This window comes from Phormidesmis priestleyi ULC007, assembly GCF_001895925.1.
Classification (GTDB): Bacteria; Cyanobacteriota; Cyanobacteriia; order Leptolyngbyales; family Leptolyngbyaceae; genus Phormidesmis_A; species Phormidesmis_A priestleyi_A.
Window position 1 is genome coordinate 37,647 of record NZ_MPPI01000025.1, and the last position, 21,208, is coordinate 58,854.

At 48.0% G+C, this 21,208-nt stretch carries 22 protein-coding genes; 11 read left to right on the plus strand and 11 right to left on the minus strand.

Going from position 1 to position 21,208, the window contains the following annotated elements:
- Positions 1–33: 33 nt before the first annotated feature.
- The 5 genes from zwf to BRW63_RS18460 form a co-directional block, all read right to left on the minus strand.
- Positions 34–1,563 (minus strand): glucose-6-phosphate dehydrogenase, encoded by a 1,530-nt coding sequence (gene zwf / locus BRW63_RS18440; protein ID WP_073073750.1) that lies wholly within the window; start codon positions 1,561–1,563, stop codon positions 34–36.
- Between the two features lie 81 nt (positions 1,564–1,644).
- The gene (gene tal, locus BRW63_RS18445) at positions 1,645–2,796 is read right to left on the minus strand and encodes a transaldolase (RefSeq protein WP_073073751.1); all 1,152 of its coding nucleotides are present in this window, start codon (positions 2,794–2,796) and stop codon (positions 1,645–1,647) included.
- Between the two features lie 60 nt (positions 2,797–2,856).
- A complete protein-coding gene (gene fbp / locus BRW63_RS18450; RefSeq protein WP_073073753.1) occupies positions 2,857–3,921 on the minus strand; it encodes a class 1 fructose-bisphosphatase in 1,065 nt (354 codons plus the stop codon).
- A gap of 286 nt (positions 3,922–4,207) precedes the next feature.
- On the minus strand, positions 4,208–4,660 hold the full coding sequence (locus tag BRW63_RS18455) for a CAAD domain-containing protein (protein WP_073073754.1): 453 nt from the start codon (positions 4,658–4,660) through the stop codon (positions 4,208–4,210).
- Between the two features lie 396 nt (positions 4,661–5,056).
- On the minus strand, positions 5,057–5,686 hold the full coding sequence (locus BRW63_RS18460; protein WP_073073756.1) for a YqiA/YcfP family alpha/beta fold hydrolase: 630 nt from the start codon (positions 5,684–5,686) through the stop codon (positions 5,057–5,059).
- Between the two features lie 62 nt (positions 5,687–5,748).
- Between BRW63_RS18460 and BRW63_RS18465 the strand changes: the two genes are divergently transcribed.
- Entirely contained in the window at positions 5,749–5,940 is a 192-nt protein-coding gene (locus BRW63_RS18465; protein ID WP_073073758.1) for a hypothetical protein, read from the plus strand.
- Here the strand turns inward: BRW63_RS18465 and BRW63_RS18470 are convergent.
- Genes BRW63_RS18470 through BRW63_RS18480 form a run of 3 tightly spaced genes read right to left on the minus strand, consistent with a single transcriptional unit; the run spans position 5,915 to position 7,345 of the window.
- Positions 5,915–6,436, minus strand: coding sequence for a Spy/CpxP family protein refolding chaperone (locus BRW63_RS18470; RefSeq protein ID WP_073073760.1), 522 nt, complete (start codon positions 6,434–6,436; stop codon positions 5,915–5,917). The genes BRW63_RS18465 and BRW63_RS18470 overlap by 26 nt on opposite strands.
- Positions 6,429–6,755, minus strand: a complete 327-nt coding sequence (locus tag BRW63_RS18475) for a hypothetical protein (protein WP_073073762.1) — start codon at positions 6,753–6,755, stop codon at positions 6,429–6,431. The genes BRW63_RS18470 and BRW63_RS18475 overlap by 8 nt, the downstream gene beginning before the upstream one ends.
- Positions 6,752–7,345, minus strand: a complete 594-nt coding sequence (locus BRW63_RS18480; RefSeq protein ID WP_244913265.1) for a sigma-70 family RNA polymerase sigma factor — start codon at positions 7,343–7,345, stop codon at positions 6,752–6,754. Before BRW63_RS18480 ends, BRW63_RS18475 begins: the two co-directional genes overlap by 4 nt.
- A 167-nt stretch (positions 7,346–7,512) precedes the next feature.
- On the opposite strand from BRW63_RS18480, the gene BRW63_RS18485 reads away from it, so the two are divergent.
- The 6 genes from BRW63_RS18485 (at position 7,513) to BRW63_RS18510 (ending at position 13,162) form a co-directional block, all read left to right on the plus strand.
- Entirely contained in the window at positions 7,513–8,439 is a 927-nt protein-coding gene (locus tag BRW63_RS18485; RefSeq protein WP_073073763.1) for an SDR family NAD(P)-dependent oxidoreductase, read from the plus strand.
- 18 nt (positions 8,440–8,457) lie between these two features.
- Complete coding sequence (locus tag BRW63_RS18490) at positions 8,458–9,699, plus strand: succinate--CoA ligase subunit beta (protein WP_073073765.1); 1,242 nt, start codon at positions 8,458–8,460, stop codon at positions 9,697–9,699.
- A gap of 368 nt (positions 9,700–10,067) precedes the next feature.
- Positions 10,068–10,979 carry a succinate--CoA ligase subunit alpha gene (locus tag BRW63_RS18495; RefSeq protein ID WP_073073767.1) on the plus strand — a complete coding sequence of 304 codons (912 nt, stop codon included), beginning with the start codon at positions 10,068–10,070 and terminating at the stop codon, positions 10,977–10,979.
- A 114-nt stretch (positions 10,980–11,093) separates the two neighbouring features.
- Positions 11,094–11,450 (plus strand): hypothetical protein, encoded by a 357-nt coding sequence (locus BRW63_RS18500; protein ID WP_073073768.1) that lies wholly within the window; start codon positions 11,094–11,096, stop codon positions 11,448–11,450.
- Between the two features lie 311 nt (positions 11,451–11,761).
- Positions 11,762–12,142: a transposase gene (locus BRW63_RS18505; protein WP_073073770.1), complete on the plus strand. Its 381-nt coding sequence runs from the start codon at positions 11,762–11,764 to the stop codon at positions 12,140–12,142.
- A gap of 12 nt (positions 12,143–12,154) precedes the next feature.
- On the plus strand, positions 12,155–13,162 hold the full coding sequence (locus tag BRW63_RS18510) for a hypothetical protein (RefSeq protein WP_106254130.1): 1,008 nt from the start codon (positions 12,155–12,157) through the stop codon (positions 13,160–13,162).
- A 10-nt stretch (positions 13,163–13,172) separates the two neighbouring features.
- On the opposite strand, the gene BRW63_RS18515 is transcribed toward BRW63_RS18510, so the two are convergent.
- Together BRW63_RS18515 and rpe are read right to left on the minus strand one after the other, a co-directional pair.
- Entirely contained in the window at positions 13,173–13,739 is a 567-nt protein-coding gene (locus BRW63_RS18515) for a hypothetical protein (RefSeq protein ID WP_073073774.1), read from the minus strand.
- A gap of 340 nt (positions 13,740–14,079) precedes the next feature.
- Positions 14,080–14,784, minus strand: a complete 705-nt coding sequence (gene rpe / locus BRW63_RS18520; protein ID WP_073073779.1) for a ribulose-phosphate 3-epimerase — start codon at positions 14,782–14,784, stop codon at positions 14,080–14,082.
- A gap of 140 nt (positions 14,785–14,924) precedes the next feature.
- Between rpe and BRW63_RS18525 the strand changes: the two genes are divergently transcribed.
- From BRW63_RS18525 to BRW63_RS18535, 3 genes are all read left to right on the plus strand, one after another.
- Positions 14,925–16,589, plus strand: coding sequence for a S8 family serine peptidase (locus BRW63_RS18525; protein ID WP_223257430.1), 1,665 nt, complete (start codon positions 14,925–14,927; stop codon positions 16,587–16,589).
- A 76-nt stretch (positions 16,590–16,665) separates the two neighbouring features.
- Complete coding sequence (locus BRW63_RS18530; RefSeq protein WP_083583056.1) at positions 16,666–17,949, plus strand: serpin family protein; 1,284 nt, start codon at positions 16,666–16,668, stop codon at positions 17,947–17,949.
- Positions 17,950–18,025: 76 nt separating this feature from the next.
- Positions 18,026–18,787: a hypothetical protein gene (locus BRW63_RS18535; RefSeq protein ID WP_073073783.1), complete on the plus strand. Its 762-nt coding sequence runs from the start codon at positions 18,026–18,028 to the stop codon at positions 18,785–18,787.
- 258 nt (positions 18,788–19,045) lie between these two features.
- Here BRW63_RS18535 and gndA read toward each other — a convergent pair whose 3' ends face one another.
- Positions 19,046–20,554: an NADP-dependent phosphogluconate dehydrogenase gene (gene gndA / locus BRW63_RS18540; RefSeq protein ID WP_073073784.1), complete on the minus strand. Its 1,509-nt coding sequence runs from the start codon at positions 20,552–20,554 to the stop codon at positions 19,046–19,048.
- Positions 20,555–20,848: 294 nt separating this feature from the next.
- On the opposite strand from gndA, the gene BRW63_RS18545 reads away from it, so the two are divergent.
- Positions 20,849–21,202 (plus strand): ArsR/SmtB family transcription factor, encoded by a 354-nt coding sequence (locus tag BRW63_RS18545; protein ID WP_073073786.1) that lies wholly within the window; start codon positions 20,849–20,851, stop codon positions 21,200–21,202.
- Positions 21,203–21,208: the final 6 nt, after the last annotated feature.

Here is a 21,208-nt window from a genome sequence, read left to right on the forward strand (position 1 = left end):
AGAGATTGGGGGAGGTTAGATTTTTGAAAATCGTTAGAGTCTTCGCCAACGGCGACCATCTCGGTTGATCAGCAGTTCGGCTTCTGAGGGTTCCCAGGTGCCTGCTTCATATTGAGGAATCGTAGCGGGATCGGTGGGAGCTTCCCAAGCCGTGAGGGCCGGGGTGACAACTCGCCACGCAGCCTCTACCTCGTCGGAGCGGGTAAAGAGAGTTTGGTCGCCCATCATGCAGTCAAGCAAGAGCCGATCGTAGGCCTCGCCCCCGGTCACACCAAAAGAGGTGCCGTAGCTGAAGTCCATTTCGACGGAGCGCGATCGCAGGTCTGCTCCGGGCATTTTGACTTCAAATCGCATCGCAATGCCTTCGTTGGGCTGAATCCGCATCGTCAGCACGTTGGCGTTGGTTTGTTGGGCAGCCGATTGAAAGATCAGATACGGCACTTCGCGGAACTGAATGGAAATTTCTGACACTTTTTTGGGCAACCGTTTACCCGTTCGCAGATAAAAAGGAACGCCTTGCCAACGCCAGTTATCGACCATAAATTTCATGGCGACATAGGTAGGCGTGGTCGAGTTGGGGTTGACTCCCGGCTCAGTGCGATAGCCAGGAACTTGTTTGCCCTTCATCCACCCGGCTGAATATTGACCCCGGATCGCAGAATGTTCTAGATGATTGACATCGGCTAGATGGGTCGCCTGAATCACCTTCACCTTTTCGGTGCGAATGCTGTCAGCGTCTAGCGCGTTAGGCGGCTCCATCGCGGTCAGGCAAAATAGCTGCATCAGGTGGTTTTGCACCATGTCGCGCAGTGCCCCCGCCGATTCGTAGTAGCCTGCGCGGTCTTCAACCCCGACAGTTTCGGCAACAGTGATTTGAACGTGATCGACAAATTGACGATTCCACAACGGCTCAAAAATGGCGTTGGCAAACCGAAATACCAGCAAGTTTTGGACAGTTTCTTTGCCTAAATAGTGGTCGATTCGGTAAACTTGCTCTTCTTTGCAAACCTCATTCACGACTCGGTTGAGCCTTTGAGCCGAACTCAGATCGCGTCCAAAAGGCTTCTCAATTACGAGGCGAGTCTTCTGAGGATCTTTGAGCATCTCAGAAGCTCCCAGTTGTCGAATCGCTTCGGGGAAGAAATTAGGGGCAACCGCCAGATAAAAAACTCGATTGCCTCTCGTGCCGCGTTTCTCATCCAACTCAGCGAGCAGCGTCTTCAGCTTTTGATAGCTTTCAGGATTGTCAATATCACCAGGACAGTAGAATAAGCCCTTAGCAAAATCGTCCCAAGCGGCTTCTGACCCGATGCCATCCGAGAATTGCTCGACCCCTTCGCGCATCTGTTCTCGAAAGTAGTCGTCACTCCAAGGACGACGCGCCACGCCCACGATCGTCAATTCTGGGGGCAGTCGCCGCTCTCTCTTGAGGTGATAAAGCGCCGGAACGAGTTTGCGCTTAGTCAAGTCTCCAGACGCACCGAAGAACACAATGATATTGGGTTCGGGCATTCGCTGCTGCTGTAGCCCAACGCGGAGCGGATTTTCGAGCAAAGTAACCATAGGCGAAGCAAAAATAAAGGATGGAAGATCAAGGGTGAATGGGTAAAGAGTGAAACTATTAACACCCTTTACCCTGGCACTTTACTGAACCGTTGCCAAACGATCGACCTTTTCTTGAAGAGAACTCATCAGCGACTCGAAGGGCTTGATGAATTTATCAATCCCGTCAACGAGCAGTTCGTTCATAACTTCGGCAAGGTTGATATCGACATCGGGATCTTTGAGGCTGTTGATTAGGTTGTATGCTTCCTCAACGTCAGTTTCGATGCGGCTGGCAGCGTTGCAGTGATCTTCGCAAGCCTTGATCGTAGCAGGTGGCAACGTATTGACTGTATCAGGGCCCACCAATTCATCGACATACATGACATCGCTGTAGTCGGGATTTTTAGTGCCTGTGCTGGCCCACAAAAGTCGCTGCACGTTTGCGCCTTTTTCTTTGAGTGCCAACCAGCGATCGTGCCCGATCACTTTTTTATATTCCTGATAAGCAACTTTGGCATTGGCGATCGCGACTTTGCCTTTGATGGCTCTCAGCTTGGCTTCTTGGGCGATCTGGTCTGCGCCTTTTGCGAGAATTGCGTCGATGCGATCGTCGATGTTGCTGTCAATTCGGCTTAAGAAGAAACTCGCAACGGATGCAATTTTGCTGATGTCTTCACCCTTTTCAACTCGTTGCTCTAGACCGCGAACATAAGCCCAAGCAGTGTTGATGTAGCTCTGCACTGAGAATAACAGCGTGACGTTAACGTTGATTCCGTCGGCGATCACTTGCTCAACAGCGGGTAATCCTTCTGTCGTTCCAGGGATTTTGATCATCACATTGGGACGACCAATCTCTTTGTAGTAGCGACGCGCTTCGGCAATGGTGGATTCTGTGTTGTCAGCGATCGTCGGCGGCACTTCGATGCTGATGTAGCCATCCAATCCGCCTGACTCTTCGTAGACGGGCAAGAAGATGTCACACGCATCGCGAATGTCTTTGAACACTAGGGATTCGTAGATGTCCATCAGCGATTTTCCGGCTCTGATCCCGGCTTCGATATCTTCGTCGTAGATTTTGTTGCCGACGATCGCTTTCTCAAAAATCGCCGGGTTTGAGGTGATGCCTCGCAGCCCTTCGGTGTCGATCATCCGCTTCAGTTCGCCCGACTGAATCAAATCACGATTCAAATTATCCATCCAGATACTTTGACCGTAGTCTTTGATTTCTAAAAGATGATTTGCTGCTGTCATTTGAGAGTTACTCCTAAACGTTAATAATTTTGAGACTTGAGGTGAAACTGAGTTTGACCTTTATCGCTTTGCCATCAACTCTTCTTCTCGCTCTCTGGCACGGTCTTGAATAAACGATTCCACCAGAGTCACATCTTCTGTGCTGCCAATCACCAAAGGGGTGCGAGCATGAAGCTTGTCTGGAACCACATCTAGAATGTCTTGGGTGCCCGTGCTAGCGCGTCCGCCAGCTTGCTCAATCAAAAACGCCATTGGCGCTGATTCATAAAGCAAGCGCAGTTTTCCTTCAGGCTTTTTGACCGTGCCCGGATAAAGGAACACACCTCCCTGAAACAAAATTCGGTGAAAATCGCCGACCATTGCCCCACCATATCGAGCGGTGTAACCTTCATGGCGATGCACGTAGCGAATGTAGTCTCGCAGGGGTTCCTCCCACTGCCAGAAGTTGCCCTCATTGACGCTGTAAACAGGGCCGTGAGTCGGCGTTTGAATGTTTTCATTTGAGAGAATAAATTCACCCAAACTGGGATCAAGCGTAAAAGCGTGAACTCCTCGCCCGATCGAATAGACCAGCATGGTGCTCGGCCCATAGAGAATATAGCCTGCGGCAATTTGTTTGTGACCGTTTTGCAACAAGTCGCGGGCAGTTTCGTCGGAGTCATCACCTTCTTGCTGGCGAATCGAGAAAATAGAGCCAACGTTAATGTTGATATCGACGTTAGAAGACCCATCGATCGGGTCATAAAGCAAGGTATATCGCCCAACCGGACAGTTTTCAGGAATGTAGTAGGGGTCTTCCATCTCTTCGGAGGCCAGACGACAGACTAAGCCGCTCTGCTTAAACACGGAGATAAACACCTCATTGGCGTAAATATCCATTTTTTTAACCGATTCGCCTTGCACATTCACATCGCCCGTAAACCCCAAGACTCCTTCCATTAAACCTGCCCGACTTAATCGTCGAGCGATTAGCTTTCCGGCCAGCCCGATGCGATTCATCAACGCGCTCAGATCTTGGGCATCAGGAGAAAAACTATGTAACTGCTCTAAGACATGACGGGAGAGAGTTTTGCAGTCACGATCGAGGGCGTAATCGCGCTCCGGCGGTTGATAGGCTTCGACCATTCTTCTTTATCCTCCCTGGTTTTAAGGTTTCACTCAGAACTGTATGTAGAGTACGAATGTCTAAGTGCCCTTACTTCTATCTTAGGAAGGCATTTCGAGAACGGGGTTTCCTTTAATGGGAACTATAGAAATGCTCAAGATTATGTATCCCAGACAACACAGCATCGGTCAAAAATGAAGCGCTCAACTTTGACAGAAAAACGACTGCTGCGATCAAAGCAACTGCCCAAGAGGGAAAATGAACCCCCTTGAGCAGCGCGGTTAAATCGAAGATAAATCTCGATCGTTATTTGCCAACCACTTGAGACTTCAGCTTGTTGAAATCTTCACCTAACTCCTGGCGGTTAGAAGCTTTGAGCAAATAGCGATAGGTAAACCAAACGGTGTAAACCAACCCAATTAGCTCAAACGTTGGTTGTAATAAGGGCACCTCATTAATCGCGCCCAACAGTGCCAGGGTGAGTTTGACCGATACGATCGAGCCAAAGATTAAACCTAGCGTCACGAGCGGCTGGCGATATTCAGAGAAAAATCGTCCTAAATATTCGGGCAGCGATGCTAGAAAGGCGTAAGCTTTTTCACCGATTTCTCGCCATTGCTCGTTGCCTTCGCTGCTGGTAGACATCGGAGCCAAAGTGCCCACTTGATCGATCGAAATGTCAGGACTGGTCGGCTCAACCAGGACACTAGGTGCGTCGCTGGTAGCATACTCCACTTGTTTCAATTCAGGCTCTACCATAATAAATTCCTTGGGAACGACAATCGGGGCGGGGAAACTGGTTAGTCAACCAGCAAATCAGAACAGAATCTAACGACTAATCTCTTGATAACTCAAACATACTAGACTCAAACTCTGAACTGAATCACTTGCAGGATAGATATTACGTGAATGCTTAATCCCAATAAACCACGCTTTTAGAAGATGTCTATTCAGCATAGTGGTTAAGATATTAGCAAATATTTTTTTGAACGCAAGTTTGATTTCAGCAGAGTCATCAAGAACTCTTATTTTGTATTAGCTTAAACCCAAGAAAATGAGGCAAAACTGAGTCGCTTATTCACAAAGGTTTGCATTCATAACGAGCACCTGAACCCGTTTGGGGCTGTGTGGGGGCAGATGTCTCCAGCATTTCTTTCAAAACAAAAACTGGGTAACTGATCCCCAAATTGCCTGACTTACTTCTGCTAAAGCGTGATCACTCTCAAGTTCGACCAACTCAACCCAAGGACGTAAGTAAGCATAATTTTGACTCGCCTGAATGGGGATCACCTCATCGTAAATGCCGTGCATGATCAGAGTAGGAATCGGTTTTTGCAGTCGGGCTGAATCATAGTCAGCGCAATCAACGACAAACTGATAATTCAAAGGCAATAACCGCTCTGCTCCATAGTGATAAACCATTAAAGGCTTTCCAGACTGCCATTCACGCAACAGTTTATCGCCAAGTTTGGGGACCCAGTGATTGAGAAACTCAAACGCAGGAGCCAGCAAGACTAGCCGATCGACTTGAGGACATTGTTCTCCAACCCAAGCGGCGGTCAATCCTCCCAGACTAGAGCCGATAATCACGATCGGCTGATCAGGCGGAAACCCAGCACAAACTTGTTGAATTTGGCGAGTCAGCGTCAGATGAGTAAAGTCGTTTTGGTTAAGATCAGGAATGTGGAGCGTTAGATTTAGAGCAGCGAAGCGATCGCGCAAATCTTGCGCCTTACGCGATCGCGGACTCGATGCAAACCCATGCAGATAAACGTAAACCGTCATTTGTCTAAAGGTTAGTCACGATCGCTAGAATCGCACAGATTTGTTATTTGGGGAAATCAGGGATGGGTAGCGCAGCGTATACAGTCTTCTTTATCTTTGGCGGCATCTGGGTCGTGATGGGCGTTGGGGCGTTGATTTTTTTGCTCAAATCAGACGGCCAGTCTCTGCGGTTTGATGGATGGGCGCTTTTAGTGGCGATCCCGATCGTGATCCCGATGATTGCGGCCCTTACGATCGCGGCGCTTTACCATTAACGTCTCTGCGACGCTGCATCCGTTCGGCAAACTTGCGACGTTGATCAGGAGTTAACACCTGCCGCATTTCCAAGAGGCTGTCAAACTGCGCGTCGGCTAATTGGTCACGCACGCCTTTAACTTGACGATATTTTTCTCGAATCTGATCAGCAGACGCATCACTCGCCATCAGCGATCGCAGTTCTTGCTGGGCTTGCTGCATCTCTTGACGCTGACGGTCAATCTGATCTCTAGACTGACGACGAATCGCCTGAATTTTCTGCATCTGATCCGGCTTAAGATCGAGATCTCTGAGCCAACCCATTCCTCGCTTTAGGGGTAACGGGGCATCTTGAGCAACGGGATCAGCCAACAATAAAGATGGCTCTAGCGTTGCATCTGCTTGGTGATTTCCTTTAAGCGCGATCGCCCCCCCTAACGCAATTAGCAGGGCTGCGACCGCCCCGACACGACGGAGCGTAAGAGACTTGAGCAGACGAGAAGGGTGATCATTCATCGTTGGTAGAGATCAATTCGGTATCTGAATTGTCATAAATAGTATTGTGCCAGTTGCTTTCGATGAAGGCTTCTAGCGTCGCAACTTCGGTCGCACTAGGCTGAGGCGGCATCCAGGCACGATAGCTGAGAACTGCGGTGATCAAGCTGGCAGCAAGGGTAGGAGCAATCAGCCAAAAGTTCCATCGACGGCGATCGCTGGGTGCCGCAATCTTGCTGATAATCTCTCGCTCTAAACCGACTGCCGGGGGAGGCGGGGGCGATCGGTGCTGCCGCAAAAAATCAACTAAATCCTGGTCATCGTCAGGCAACAAACTCATAGCTGGACTCCCTCTTGATAGAGAAATTGTCGCATTGCAGCGCGGGCGTGAAACAAACGAGATTTCACCGTGCCCACCGGAATCTCCAAAATTTCAGCAATTTCCTTCTGAGGGACACTTTCTAAATCATGCAGTACGAGAATGCTGCGGTGGTCAAAGCTGAGATTCTTAAGCCCTCGCTGCACCAAGTCTTGATAATGGAGGTGCATCAAATTAGGGGCATCTTGTTGAGTCGGAGCCTGGTGAGTTAAAGCTTCGAGGCGAGTGCGTCCCTTAGCTGCGATTTGCCGATGATCGGAAGCAACATTCCAGGCAATGCGATAGAGCCAGGTCGAAAATTGGGCAGATTGCCGAAATTTGGGTAGACCTTTCCACGCCCGTAAAAACACTTCCTGCACCAAGTCATCCAGCGCTGTGGGATCGCAGAGTTGATAAAGAATGGCTCTGACCCGACCCTGATGCCGTTGATAAAGCCGACGAAAGCTCTGGGAGTCTCCCTGGATACATCGCCGCACGAGATCTTGATCCGACTCTTCAAACTGACCATTAAACGAGTCATTCGCTATCACGTCGATCGTTGCCGCTAACACCTGTAAATCATTCCTGCGCTGAATGGTAAGTGATATCTTTTTAGACTAGGTAACGCTCAAAAGGGTTCACTTAATTTCTCAGCCCGTGACTCCTGACTTAGGAGCGAGACAAAGATCCCTGAATAATGATAATAATTGGCTGAGAGATCCCGATCGAGATTGAAATCATGCCGCAAACCTCTCCCTTAGCTGGGCAAGTTGTTTTAATTACAGGTGCCTCTGCTGGAATTGGAGCTGGACTTGCCCAAGTCTTAGCCGATCGTTATATTGGCGTTCACTTAGTGTTAGCTGCCCGCAACGTCGGAAAACTGGCTCACGTCGCCGAACAGTGCAGCAAAGCAGGCGCAGAGGTGATCACTGTGCCCACTGACATGGCACAGATTGACCAAGTGCAAGCGCTCGCGAAGACCGCCCTCGATCGCTTTGGGCGCGTTGACATTTTGGTCAACAACGCAGGCTATGGGCAGATGGGGCCGATCGAGCTAATTCCTCCCGAAGCGGTTCAGCGTCAGCTACAGGTGAATGTGCTGGGCGCGATCGCGCTGATTCAAGCGCTGATTCCGGCAATGCGCGATCAGGGAGGCGGCAGAATTATTAACGTCAGTTCGCTCGCGGGCAAAATTGCCTTCCCGTTTGGGGGGTTGTATAGTGCTTCTAAGTTTGCGTTAGAAGCGGTTAGCGATTCTCTGCGGCGAGAGTTGACTCCGTTTAATATTCGGGTGAGTGTAATTGAGCCAGGCCCGGTCAGCACAGAGTTTTTTGACGTAGTAGACAAAGAAATCGATCACACGATCGTAGATCCCGAACATTCTCCCTACCGAGTTGCCTTTAAAAAGCTAGAAGATTTAGAAAAGCAAACCAGCAGCCGCGCTTGGACTTCGGAACAAGTAGCGATCGTCATTCTCAAAGCTATGACCGATCGCAATCCTCGCCCTCGCTATGTGGCGGCAACCAGTGGTGATTTTCTACTGTTCATGATGACCAAAGTTTTGCCCACCAGTCTGGTAGATAAGTTTTGGCAACGATTTTATGGCATTGATTTAGTCGCCAAAGACTGGCAAAGCCGAAAAAAGAGTGCGAAACTTGACCCCTGACCCCTTTTTAACATCGTGATGGACTTACTTGAATATCAGGCAAAAGAGCTTTTTCGTGAAATGGGGATTCCTGTTTTGCCGTCACAGCGCATCGATCGCCCCAGAGATCTCAAGGGCTTGGAGTTGCCTTACCCGATCGTGCTCAAGTCTCAAGTCTATATGGGCGGACGCGGACGAGTCGGCGGAGTCAGATTTGTCGAAAACACGATCGACGCGGTGGCGGCGGCTCAAACCATCTTCAATCTACCAATCATGGGGGAATATCCCAAGGCACTGCTGGCAGAAGCAAAATACGATGTTCAACAAGAACTCTATTTGGCGGTTGTTCTAAATCGATCCATTCGCCGCCCCGTATTACTGGGTTCTCTTAAAGGCGGGGTGGATGTGCAAACGGCGATCGATGAGATGCAACACGTCATCGTCGATCAAGAATTTTCGCCATTTTACGCCCGTCGCTTAATGCTGAAAATGGGGCTGAAAGGATCGCTGATCAACTCGGTCAGCGCGATCGTCGAAAAAATGTATCGGCTATTTCTAGACAACGATCTAGATCTAGTCGAGATTAACCCCTTAGGCGTTAGCCCAACTGGAGAAGTCATGGCACTCGATGGCAAAGTCACGGTAAACGACGATGCGCTTGCCCGTCACCCTGCCCTCGCAGCCTTAGAACCAAACGCATCGCTGCCCGTCGATCCGCTTCGTGCGCTTGATGAGTCTGTCCTACAACCTGCCTCCGATCGTTCTTTAGAAGTGACCTCTACGCTAGACCCCGATGGACAAGTTGGAATTCTCTGCAATGGCGCTGGGCTAACGATGGCGACGATGGATTTAGTCGGTCAGGCAGGAGGCAAACCCGCCAACTTTTTGAACATTGGCAGCGAAACTCACTACAATTGGCTACCTGAGACGCTATGTGAACGGTTGGAAACTGGGCTGGAAGCGATCGCCCAAAATAAACAGGTGAGAGTCGTGCTAATCAACCTAGTCACTGGAACGGTGCCTTGTGACCAAATTGCAGAGTCGATCGCGCAGTTCTTTCAACGCCAAAGCCGCAAAGTTCGGAGCATTAGCGAAGCTAGGGAGGAAGTTATGGTCAGTCGAGTGGTTCGCACTCCTCAACTGGTCGTTAGGTTAGTCGGCTCTCGTGTGATGGAGGCAAAAGAGCGGCTATCAACGACTCAGGCGCTGGTTGTTGATGATCTGGATATGGCGGTTTCAAAAGTTGTGAGCTTTACCAAACAAACCAAAAAGCCGACTTAACCAAACGTTAACTGTTTTTTAACTTACAGTCTCTCCCGTGTTTTCACGGAACTTATCCTCTAATTCTGAGTTGCGATTAGGGATTTGGCAAGATTTGCCATATTGTAGTTGACTCAGCAGAAATATAATTTTGTATCTCCTATGCTATTAATCACTATCACTGTCTCCGATGCTTTAGCAATTTGTGAGGATTCTTTTACTCAAACCCTTAGAAACTCTGGCACTTCAGCCCTGAGCGCTCAAATCTTCCTGTCTTGCGACTCCTTCGCAGAAAGTTTATAGTCCTTGCAGGTTGTCTCTTCTGCCCCAAAACCGTTAGTTTCATCTATCGATCGAGTTTCTCTTTGAGCAGCTACCTTTAAACTCCTATGATTTTTACCCCAGCTAGCAAAGTCATCGTGCAAGGCATCATGGAGCCGTTGGGGATAACCTGTGCGCCCCTAATGAAAGCGTATGGAACGCATGTGGTTGCTGGCATCAGCCCTGGGTTTGGAGGACAAATTCTCAAAGGCATTCCCGTCTTTGACATGTTAGAGCAAGCGATTCCGATCGTGGGCACGATCGATGCAGCCGTCATTTGCACTCCGCCTTACGCGGCACTAGATGCTGCTTTAGAAGCGATCGCCGCAGGCATTCGGCAAGTGATTTTGATTAGTCAGGGCATTCCGCCGCTCGACATGGTGCATCTGATTCGCAAAGCCGAAGCGACCGAAACGCTGCTCGTCGGGCCGAACAGTCCTGGAATTATTGTGCCGGGTCAGATTTTGCTAGGCATTCATCCACCCGATCTCTACACACCTGGCTCGGTGGGTCTGATCAGTCGCAGTGGCACCTTAACTTATGAAGTGGCATGGACGCTGACTCAGGCAGGGCTAGGACAATCGATCGGGATCAGCATTGGCGGAGACACGATCGTCGGTTCTTCGTTTCCGCAGTGGCTACAGATTCTCGAAGAAGACGATCGCACTGAGGTAATCGTTCTGGTGGGTGAGATTGGTGGAGATAGTGAAGAAGCGGCAGCCCACTATATTGCAGAAGCGATCGATAAACCTGTGATTGCCTACATTGCCGGACGTAGTGCCCCCAGAGGTAGACGCATGGGACACGCCGGAGCCATTATCGATTCACAAATTGCTGATTTTGGCCCAGACATTGGCACCGCAGATAGCAAAGTCAATGCTTTCAATCGCGCCAAGATTGCGGTTGCCGATCGCCCATCTGACATTCCTGCACTGGTAAACAAGCTGTTAAAAACACCCGCCCAACGATCGGCGGGGTAATCAAATTAAGGCAAAAGAAATCCGCCCAGAAATGCCGTGGAAACCGCCTGGGAAATGACTCACAGCTATTATCAAAACAGCGATAATAGGGATATAAGAGTCAAGAGAAAGCAAATGAGAATTCAATCGTCAGTGCTGGTACATCTGGGGTTTGGGAAGTATGTGCGCTCTGACCAAGTGACCGCTGTGGTGCCGATCGAAGAAGATCGCGGCCCCGGTCGTCGCACGTTTGTCCAGTTAGAAGGGCAACCTGACCCGATCGTTGCGTCACGGGCAGAAGACTCGATCGTGCGCGATTTAGTTCAAGAGCCGCGTGAGGTGACTCAATCTCGTCAGCAGCAAGAGATTTTGCGCGACTTGTTTAATGATTTGCAGCAGGTGAATAAATCGGTTCGCCGATTTTCTCGTGATGAGGGAGGGCTGGATCTCGATCGTTTAGAGCGTCGTATTCGCGAAGTCATCGAAGAATAGGTCATAATTTCTATAGGGGCGTTATAGGTAACGTTCATATAAATCAGAGCAACAGGTTTAAAACATTACCTGTTGCTCTGATTTGTAGTCTTAATCTAAGCCTGTGCTACGAACAGAGGTAGGAGCAAAACTTTATTGCAGCGATCGCTGAGTTTTTTGGTTTTGAGTTAAGTAGCGTAGTACACAACTCAAAGCTAACGCGTGAAGGTTTTGAGGGTTCTGTATAGTTTGCGGCTGATCTCCTGATAGGGTTTTTTCTCTGTAGCTTAGGCAATTATCCCCCAATTGCCTAACGTCAGGAGTATCGCCCCATGTTTGAGACTCATGAGGAGTGTCTTGCTTGTCTAGAGAAAATTCGCTGGAATGGAACGCCGATCTGTCCTTACTGCGGTTCAACCAAGGCAACAAAGTATAAAATTGAACATCGATACCGTTGTAATGGTTGCTTTACTTCGTATAGTGTGACAGTTGGTACTTTATTTCACAAGACACATTTAGATTTACGCAAATGGTTTCGAGCAATTTTATTACTCTGTAAGCTAGATCGAGAGATCAGTATTCGCAAGCTTGCCCAAGAAATTCAGGTCAACCGAGCAACCGCATCTCTGATTGTCGATCGAGTTCAAAATGCCCCCCTTGACCAAGTAGAAATTTTGAGAGAAATTGTTCATATCTTAGAAACACTAGATTGAGGTTCATAAGAAATGTCAGGAATGTCATGGTTAAAAATTTGTCTAGTTCCTCTTTTATGTTATGTTCCGGCTTTTGTGCTGGTGGGGTGGAGTTCTAACATCTTTAAGCCTGCTAGCACAGATAGTCAGTTGTTAAATTCAGCGAATTTAGAGAGCCGGGTTAGAGAAGAGGTAGGAAAGCAGATTGTTCTTCGGAAAACAACTTCTCAAGCGGAAATTCAAAGACAGATATCAGATGAGATTAAAAAAGAAATAGCGAACCAAGAAAACAAGATGAAAGGAGATTTATTTGAACAAATTTCTTTTCCTGTTGTGTTTGCGATCGCATCAATCTTTGCTGCATTTGCCGTAAAAGATATTCTTACGGAAATTCTAAAAGAGCCGGAGAAAGAAAAATTAAAGCTAGAGCTACAGCGCGAATTAGAAAATCAGATAGTTCCAAACGCTATCAAGAGTGAACGTTTTACCAAACGGCTACAAACAGTTGAGTCGCATACAAATTGGTTAGAACATGAGTTATTAAACATCGAGATAGCTCAAATAATTGATGAAGCTAAAATATATCCAGAATTTGCCTCGAAGGAAACAGAACAGAGAACTCTGTCAGCAATTGATAAACTTCTTGACAGATCAAATGTAACGTTAGACAGAGCTGAATTTAGACAAGAGGATCTAGAGAAACTAAGACAGTTTGAACATATGGTATTGAGAGCTAAAGTTAAAAGTCTTAAACTGAGCGAAACCTCAAAAGATTCTTTCCTTTTTAAAATTGATGAAAGATTCCAGCCAGCCGACAAAGAGAATACTGCGGAATTAATACCAGAGTCCATACACGATCGTCTGGAAGGAGTTTTTCACATGGAAATGAGCCTTCTGATAGCAACACTCAGTAAATTAGGGGAAAACGATTTGAGTAATGAGGTTGCCAACTATGCTTATACAGATCGTCCTCGTAGAATTAATGAAAGAAGAAGACAAGCTGAAGAACAGAGTAAGAAAAATCCTACTAAATTTGAGTAACAGCTTAAACTTATCCCTCATTGTTACTAAGTTCTTCACTAAGACTGCGGTAGTAAAATGCAAGCTTAGGAGATTCCATGCAAGAAGCACTACTCTCAAAGAATTTTATATATTTCTCAATCCAATTTGAATACAGCGTAGCTCTTTCCTGGGAAGCACAGAAGTCGCGTAAATATTCTTTAAAGAGAGGCACGTAATCTTCGATAAATTTATTTGTATCGTAAGCATGACTTTCATTTACGATAGCCACTAGTTCGTCTTTGCCAGCGTGACGCAACCTAGTTTCACTAGTGGGATTATTAAAGCAGAAACCCTCTCCTACTAATCCTACTATGAAAGTTTCAATGCTATGGTATTTGCTAAATATTTCGCTCACCTTCTTTCTTAACTGCTCCTCTTCCTGCACTTTAGTTCGTATAATACTGATCCCCCAACCAATAATTGCGTGATCCTCCAATGGAAGTTTTGCCTTCTGGCTTTCTAGTCTTTCTAAGAGTCTGTTCAATTGTTTCTCCGTCAAGTCTTCTATCTGAGTAAGCTGCTGCTGGAGTGCTTTGATTAACGATTGCTTAGTCATGAGAAGTTTCCTCGTTTCAAATACTACTTGTGATGCTTCCACATAGCTGTACCGCTAACTATGCCATTTGAGAAGCCAGTATTATTTTAGTACATATGAACCAAGTTTTGATGTTAAGTTATTTGCAACATTAAGGAGTAATCGTGTCCCCAATGTGCCCCTAGGAAGGCAATAGGGACGCGATCGCTATGTCACTCAAATATTTTATTCGAGCCTGTATTTAGTAATAGAGTTTTGAACTCTTGATGATAGCTTTTAGACTATTTCAGAATTTTCTCAATCAAAAAAGGGGAGACGATCGCACCCGATCTTCTCCCCTTTCTATTCAAATAATCAGAGACTAAACGGCGGCAAGCTCAGGAGAAGGGCGCTTGCTGTTGCGGATGTCTGCGATCGCTTTTGCATAGTCAGGTGCGTTAAAGACAGCAGACCCAGCCACGATCGCATTCGCACCCGCTTCGATCACTTGCCAGGTGTTGTTTGCCTTCAAGCCGCCATCAACCTCAATCCAAGGGTCAAGACCGCGCTTATCGCACATCTGACGCAGCTTACGGATTTTGGGCACCACCCCAGGAATAAAGCTCTGACCCCCAAAACCAGGGTTAACGCTCATGATCAGCACCAGATCGCACAGGTCAAGCACATACTCAATTAACTCTAAAGGACTGCCGGGATTCAAGACAACGCCCGCTTTTTTGCCCAATTCTTTGATTTGCCCCAAGGTGCGGTGCAGGTGAGGCGACGCATTGTGCTCAGCATGAACGTAGATGTGATCAGCGCCCGCTTTGGCAAAATCTTCGACATACCTCTCTGGCTCGACAATCATCAGGTGAACATCCAAAGGCTTTTGAGTCACCGGGCGAATTGCTTCGACAATCAACGGCCCGATCGTAATATTAGGGACAAAGCGACCATCCATCACGTCAACGTGAATCCAGTCGGCTCCGGCTGCATCAACGGCACGAATTTCGTCTCCAAGACGGCTAAAGTCGGCAGACAAAATCGATGGAGCAATGACGATCGACTTCTGGGATGGCGTTGTCATAGTGGCTTCTACTTTTTAGACTGCTTAAATTTGTGTCCAGTTTAACAAATTGTGAATATTTTCTCTCATCTTCTCAAGGAAACTTTGTAAAGCTTTGGTGATAAACTCTGAGCTTTTTGAGCGATCGAGCGAAAATAAGCGTGACAAATTGGGAGCGAAATGTTGTGCGGCGGATTCATCAATTAGGGTGGTTGGCGTGTGGAATCGCGACTTGGGCAGCATTAGCAGGCGGCGTTAAAAGCGCGTCTGTCGAAGAGTCTTCGATCGCCCAAGATGGCATCGATGCTTTAAAGCTGCAAAAGCCGCCTCATAACTTAACCGGACGCAAAATCGCGATCGGACAGCTTGAGATTGGGCGACCTCCCCAAAGTGGTTTAGATAAAGCGGCAAACACTAATCAAGTGGTGTCGATCGTGCGGGCATTTCTTCGCAATCAACCCGCTAAAAGCAACACTAATCTAGACACTCATGCGGCTCAAGTTGCGAGTATTTTGATTGGCAACAGCAAAGCAATTAAAGGCGTTGCGCCCAATGCTCGACTCTATTCTTCGGCGGCTGCCATTCCTCATAAGGGTGGACAGCCTGAAGAGTGTCTGTCTGCTCAATATCTGGCAATGCAGAATGGCGGCGATGTGCGGGCAATTAACTTCAGCTTTGGCGAAGCCCTTCAGCAAGACCCGCGACCGAGTGCCAAGCTAGATGGCAATGCGCTGTTGACGCGCTGCATTGACTGGTCAGCGCGGGTTCACAATGTTGTCTATGTGGTTGCAGGCAATCAGGGCAAAGGCGGCATTCCGATTCCGACTGACAACTTTAATGGCATGAATATTGCATTCACAACGCGATTAAATGGCGTGTATGCCAAAGTTGACTTTTCTAATATTGGCGATGTGGCTCCGCGTATTTTAAAGCGCAACAATGGCGTTGAGACAAACCTGGGAGGGCGACGTGGTATCTCACTCGCTGCGCCTGGAAATAAGGTTTCGGTCGCCAATCTAGAAGGCAAGCAAACGACCTCGATCGGCACCAGTTTTGCCGCACCCCACGTCACCGCAACGGTGGCATTATTGCAGGAGTTTGGCGATCGTCAACTGCGAACCAACTGTAAACGCGGTGCGGGCTGCAAATTGCCTTGGGGATTGGATGCCCGTCGCCATGAAGTGATGAAAGCCGTGATGATGAATTCGGCTGACAAAATCAAAGATAGCAGCAATGGTCAACTTCTAGGAATGACGCGCACGTTGTTGGAGAAAAATAATCAAAATTGGCTAGAGTCAGATGCTTATAAAAATCCTAAAGTGCCGCTTAATATTCAAATGGGTGCAGGACAGTTGAACGCATTTCGGGCATATCAGCAATTTAGCCCCGGTGAGTGGAAGCCTGAACAGCCCGTGCCAGCGATCGGGTGGGATTATGGAAAAGTCGGTGCAGGAAATGTCTCGTTTCAGGATTATGCGTTGGCAAACCCGTTGCAGCAGGGAAGTTATGTTGCATTAACGTTAGCGTGGGATCGATTAGTGGAGTTAAGCGATCGCAATCGCAACGGGCAGTTTGATGCAGGAGAAAAATTTAACGATCGCGGACTCAACAATCTCGATCTCTACCTAATGCGGGCAGAAGATAACGATATTCGCAAGAGCATTAGTTCATCGATCAGCGACTTGGATAGCGTGGAACATATTTTTCATCAAATTCCCACAACAGGACGCTATAAAATCCGAGTCCTATTCCGTCAGCGCGTCAATCAGCCGATTCAACCCTATGCGCTGGCATGGTGGACGGTTCCCGCGTCTCAAAAACTGTAACCAGCCTTACCGGAAATTCTGCATATACTACCGTAGCGAAAGATAGAGACAATATTTCGCAATGAGAACGACCTCGATGAGCAAACTTTTATTTACCCGGATTGGCATCGCCGTATTGGCAGCGATCGTCACCTTAACGTCGGTCAGTTGTTCAACTGCATCAAGCTCAAATCTAAATCCCAAGCCGATAGATCAAACTTCAACCACAAAGCCGAGCGCGGCTAAACCCAAAATCGTGGTTAATCCAAAACTCGTCGAGGCGAATACTCGTTTTAGCTTCAAGCTATTCTCCGAAATTCTCAAGCAAGATGGCAAAAAGAATGTCTTTGTGTCGCCTTCGAGTGTCGCGATCGCGCTCTCAATGGTTTACAACGGTGCCAAAGGCGAAACTCAGCAAGCGATCGCGAAAGCGTTAGAAATGCAGGGAATGAGCCTATCAGAGATCAATCAGGCAAATGCCAATCTCAAAACCAGTCTTGAAAGCAGCGACCCAAACGTGCAGTTGACGATCGCCAATTCGCTTTGGGCCAGAAAAGGCGTTGACTTCAAGCCAGAATTTATTCAACGCAATCAAACGTTTTACGCTGCCGAAGTCAAGTCTCTCGATTTTGCCGATCCTTCAGCGCCGAGTCAGATCAACGGCTGGGTGAAAAAAAATACCCAGGGCAAAATTAGCGAGATTGTCGATCGCATTGATGCCGAGCAGGTAATGTTTTTGATCAACGCCATCTACTTCAAAGGCAAGTGGATGAACGAATTTGATAAGAGTCAAACGACCGATCAGCCCTTCACTCTGGCAAACGGTCGTCCAAAACAACACCCGATGATGTCGCAAAAGGGCGATTATCGCTACTACGAAAATCAGCAGTTTCAAGCGGTCAGTCTCCCTTACGGCAAAGGGCGCACGAGTCTCTATGTCTTCTTGCCCAAGTCAAATTCTAGTCTTGCAGAGTTTCAGAAAACGCTGACGGCAGAAAATTGGCAAACCTGGATGAAAGCCTTTGGTAAACGGGAAGGCTCGATTCAACTGCCGCGCTTTAAGATGGACTATGAAATCGAACTTAAAAAGTCCCTTTCAGCGTTGGGAATGGGAGTTGCATTTGATCCATCAAAGGCAGATTTTTCTAACTTAAGCACCACTTCAACGCGCATCGACGAAGTAAAACACAAAACCTTTGTCGAAGTGAATGAAGAAGGCACCGAAGCCGCCGCCGTTACCTCAGTCGGAATTCGAGCCACATCTGCTCAGGTGACTGTTGCCCCCTTCTCAATGACCGTCGATCGTCCCTTTTTCTGCGCGATTCGAGACAACAAAACAGGTGCAATTTTATTTATGGGTTCGATTAACGACCCGACTTAATTAAAATTGCTTATCCTTTCTCGATTTAACCAGGTATTCTAATAGCGGAGTGTTTTAAGTCAAACAGGTTAGAACCGTGGCACAGACTTCATCTCAGTGGCGAAATCTGGTCAGCCTTATTCAACGCGATCGTCGCCTCAAGCCGCTGGCTTTGCGTCGTTGGTCAGCATCGGGAGGCTGGCTGCTAGTGACCGGAGGCACGATCGGGCTACTGTTCTGGAATGGTCGCTTAGTGCTGGCAACGGGTGCCGGGGTTGCGGTGATGATGCTAGTTTACCTGATGCAAGATGGCAACTGGAAAGCCCCTTGGTCAGAGATGGAAAAATTTCTGCAAGGCTGGAATCAGACATTTCTCTTAGCGGCTGCAAGTGGGTGCGCGGCGACTTTTGGCATCTATTTAGCAGCGTCTTTATGGGCTGAAGTCAACAGTCCTTGGATCGCGACGGGAATGCTCTTACAGCAAACGACCACGATCGCAGCATTGGGACTTTTAATCTGGCAAATGGTGAACCGTCAGGAAAGTCGCCCCACAACTCGCTTGAACCAAATTTTGGACGATTTGACGAATAGCGATCCGCTCAAGCGATTGATTGCAGTGCGACGAATCACTAACGCGATCGAGCAACAGAGCGATCGCGTCCAAAAACGCCAGATGGCAGATTATCTGCGCGTGATGCTAAGTCGAGAAGAAGACACGATCGTCCGAGATGCTGTGCTTGAAGGATTGCAAGCACTTGACATTACTCGTAGCCTGACCGCCAGCAAGGTGGAGCCAATTGCAACTCCGATCGCGCTTCAGCATTCTAGGATCAAAGCTCGAAGACACGATACTGTCTAGTAGGCTGACGTTTACTTAAACAAAAAGGGCGCAGTCTATTGCGCCCTTATGAGAAGGTTCGATCGTACTTTCGTCAAACCTAATGCTTAATTAACGTGAATTTGACGACTTCGTTACCAGTCCATCGCGCCCCCTAAATCCCCCAAAACTGGGGGACTTCAAGTCAAAATTTCCGGTTCAAAGTCCCCCAGAATGGGGGATTTAGGGGGCAGAAGCCGCTCTTGACGAAGCGATAAATCTCATCGAATTCACGTTTAATTAGCTCTTAGTTTGCACTTCCTTAATTTGCACATCTTCAACTTTTGCGGCTGGCTCATCTGCGGTTAGTTTTTGAGGAGTAGACACATTTGCTGACGAGATATCGCTCCAATCAGTGTGAAAAACGCCCTCTTTGTCAGTTCGTAGATAGGTGTGAGCGCCAAAGTAATCGCGCTGTGCCTGAGTAAGATTTTGAGGGAGACGATCGCGCCGATAGCTATCAAAATAATCCAGCGAGGCACTAAACGCGGGAACCGCGATTCCCATTTTCGCCGCTTGAGCAATCACTTCTCGCCACGCTTCTTGCTTGTCCAGAATCGTTTGCTTAAATTCGGGTGCTAACAGCAGGTTTGGCAGATTGGGGGTTTCGTTGAAGGCATTCTTGATTTTGTCCAAAAATCTGGCACGAATGATGCAGCCACCTTTCCAGATACGAGAACATTCACTCAGGTTAAGGGCGTAGCCGTAAGTCTTAGATGCCGCGCTCAGCAACGCCATCCCCTGCGCGTAAGAGCACATCTTAGAGCAATAAAGGGCATCGCGCACCATCGCAATAAAGGCTTTTTTGTCTCCAGTAAACTGGGCACTTGGCCCTGTTAACACTTGAGACGCTTCCATCCGCTCGGTTTTGTAGGAAGACATAATTCGAGCGGTGATCGCGGCAATGATCGTCGGAATCGCGACCCCTTGTTCGAGCGAGTCAATGACTGTCCAGCGTCCGGTGCCTTTCTGTCCAGCAGCGTCTAAGATTAGCTCGACGATCGGCAACCCAGTATCTGGATCAATCCGCTTAAAGATGTCGGCGGTAATCTCGATCAGATAAGAATTGAGTTCATCAGTGGTGTTCCACTCGGTGAAGACTTCGTGTAGCTCTTCGTGATTTAAGCCAACGATATTTTTGAGCAGATCATAGGCTTCTGCAATCAACTGCATATCGCCATACTCAATGCCGTTGTGAACCATCTTCACATAGTGACCCGCCCCACCTGGGCCGATATAAGTCACACAAGCACCATCATCAACCTGAGCTGCGATTTTAGTCAAAATCGGTTCCAGATATTCGTAAGCTTTTTTAGTCCCTCCGGGCATTAAACTCGGACCGTTGAGCGCCCCTTCTTCACCGCCGCTCACGCCCATGCCAATGAACGTAAACTTTGCTTCTTCGAGGTGACGAGCGCGGCGGGCAGTGTCGCTAAACAGCGAGTTGCCCCCATCGATCATAATGTCGCCTTCGTCGAGAAGGGGGGTGAGTTGGTCGATCACGGCATCTACGGGGGCACCCGCTTTCACCATGATCAAGATTTTACGTGGACGCTCTAAAGACGCGACGAACTCTGCGATCGTATACGTTGCAACGACATTTTTCCCTTGTGCTCGTTGCTCCATGAATGCGTCAGTTTTTTCACGAGAGCGGTTGTAGACAGAAACGGGGAAACCATTCCGCTCAACGTTCAGCGCTAGGTTTTCGCCCATCACCGCAAGACCAATTACGCCAAAGCTTTGTGCCATAAGATTTCTGCTAACTCTACGTTCGCTGGGGCTAATGATTACCCCCAAGGTAGCTTGATCCCCTCGATCTAGCCTGGAAGATTAGATTAAGACTGTGAATTTGGGAGCGATCGAGTTGATGTCTGTAGAGATTTACCATAAGTTAGCGCGATCGTAATTTCGTCAATCCACTCATCTGTCACGTGGTTATATGAAGTTTCTGCGAAGCTCAGGCTTGTGAATGATTACTCTATTGCTATAGAGAACTCTACTCGATAAGATTTGGTGATCCCAGCTAGCCTGTCTTCAATCGACATGAAAACCGCAAAGCCTGTTCCGCAAGAGGTTGTCCAGCAAGTTGCCGACTACTTCAGTGTCTTGGGTGAGCCGATGCGCCTCCGAATTCTCAATCTGCTGCGAGACGGCGAGAAATGCGTTCAGGATTTGGTTGAAGTGACCGACACAAGTCAGGCAAATGTCTCAAAACATCTAAAGGTGATGTTGCAAGCGGGCATCTTAACCCGTCGCAGCAAAGGCACCCTGGCTTATTACAGCGTTGAAGACGATTTGATTTTTGATCTTTGCAATTTAGTCTGCGATCGGCTTGCCAGTCGAATTGAGGAACAAGCAAAATCCTTTCGGGCATTCAGTTTGACCAGCAAAAGATAAGACAGT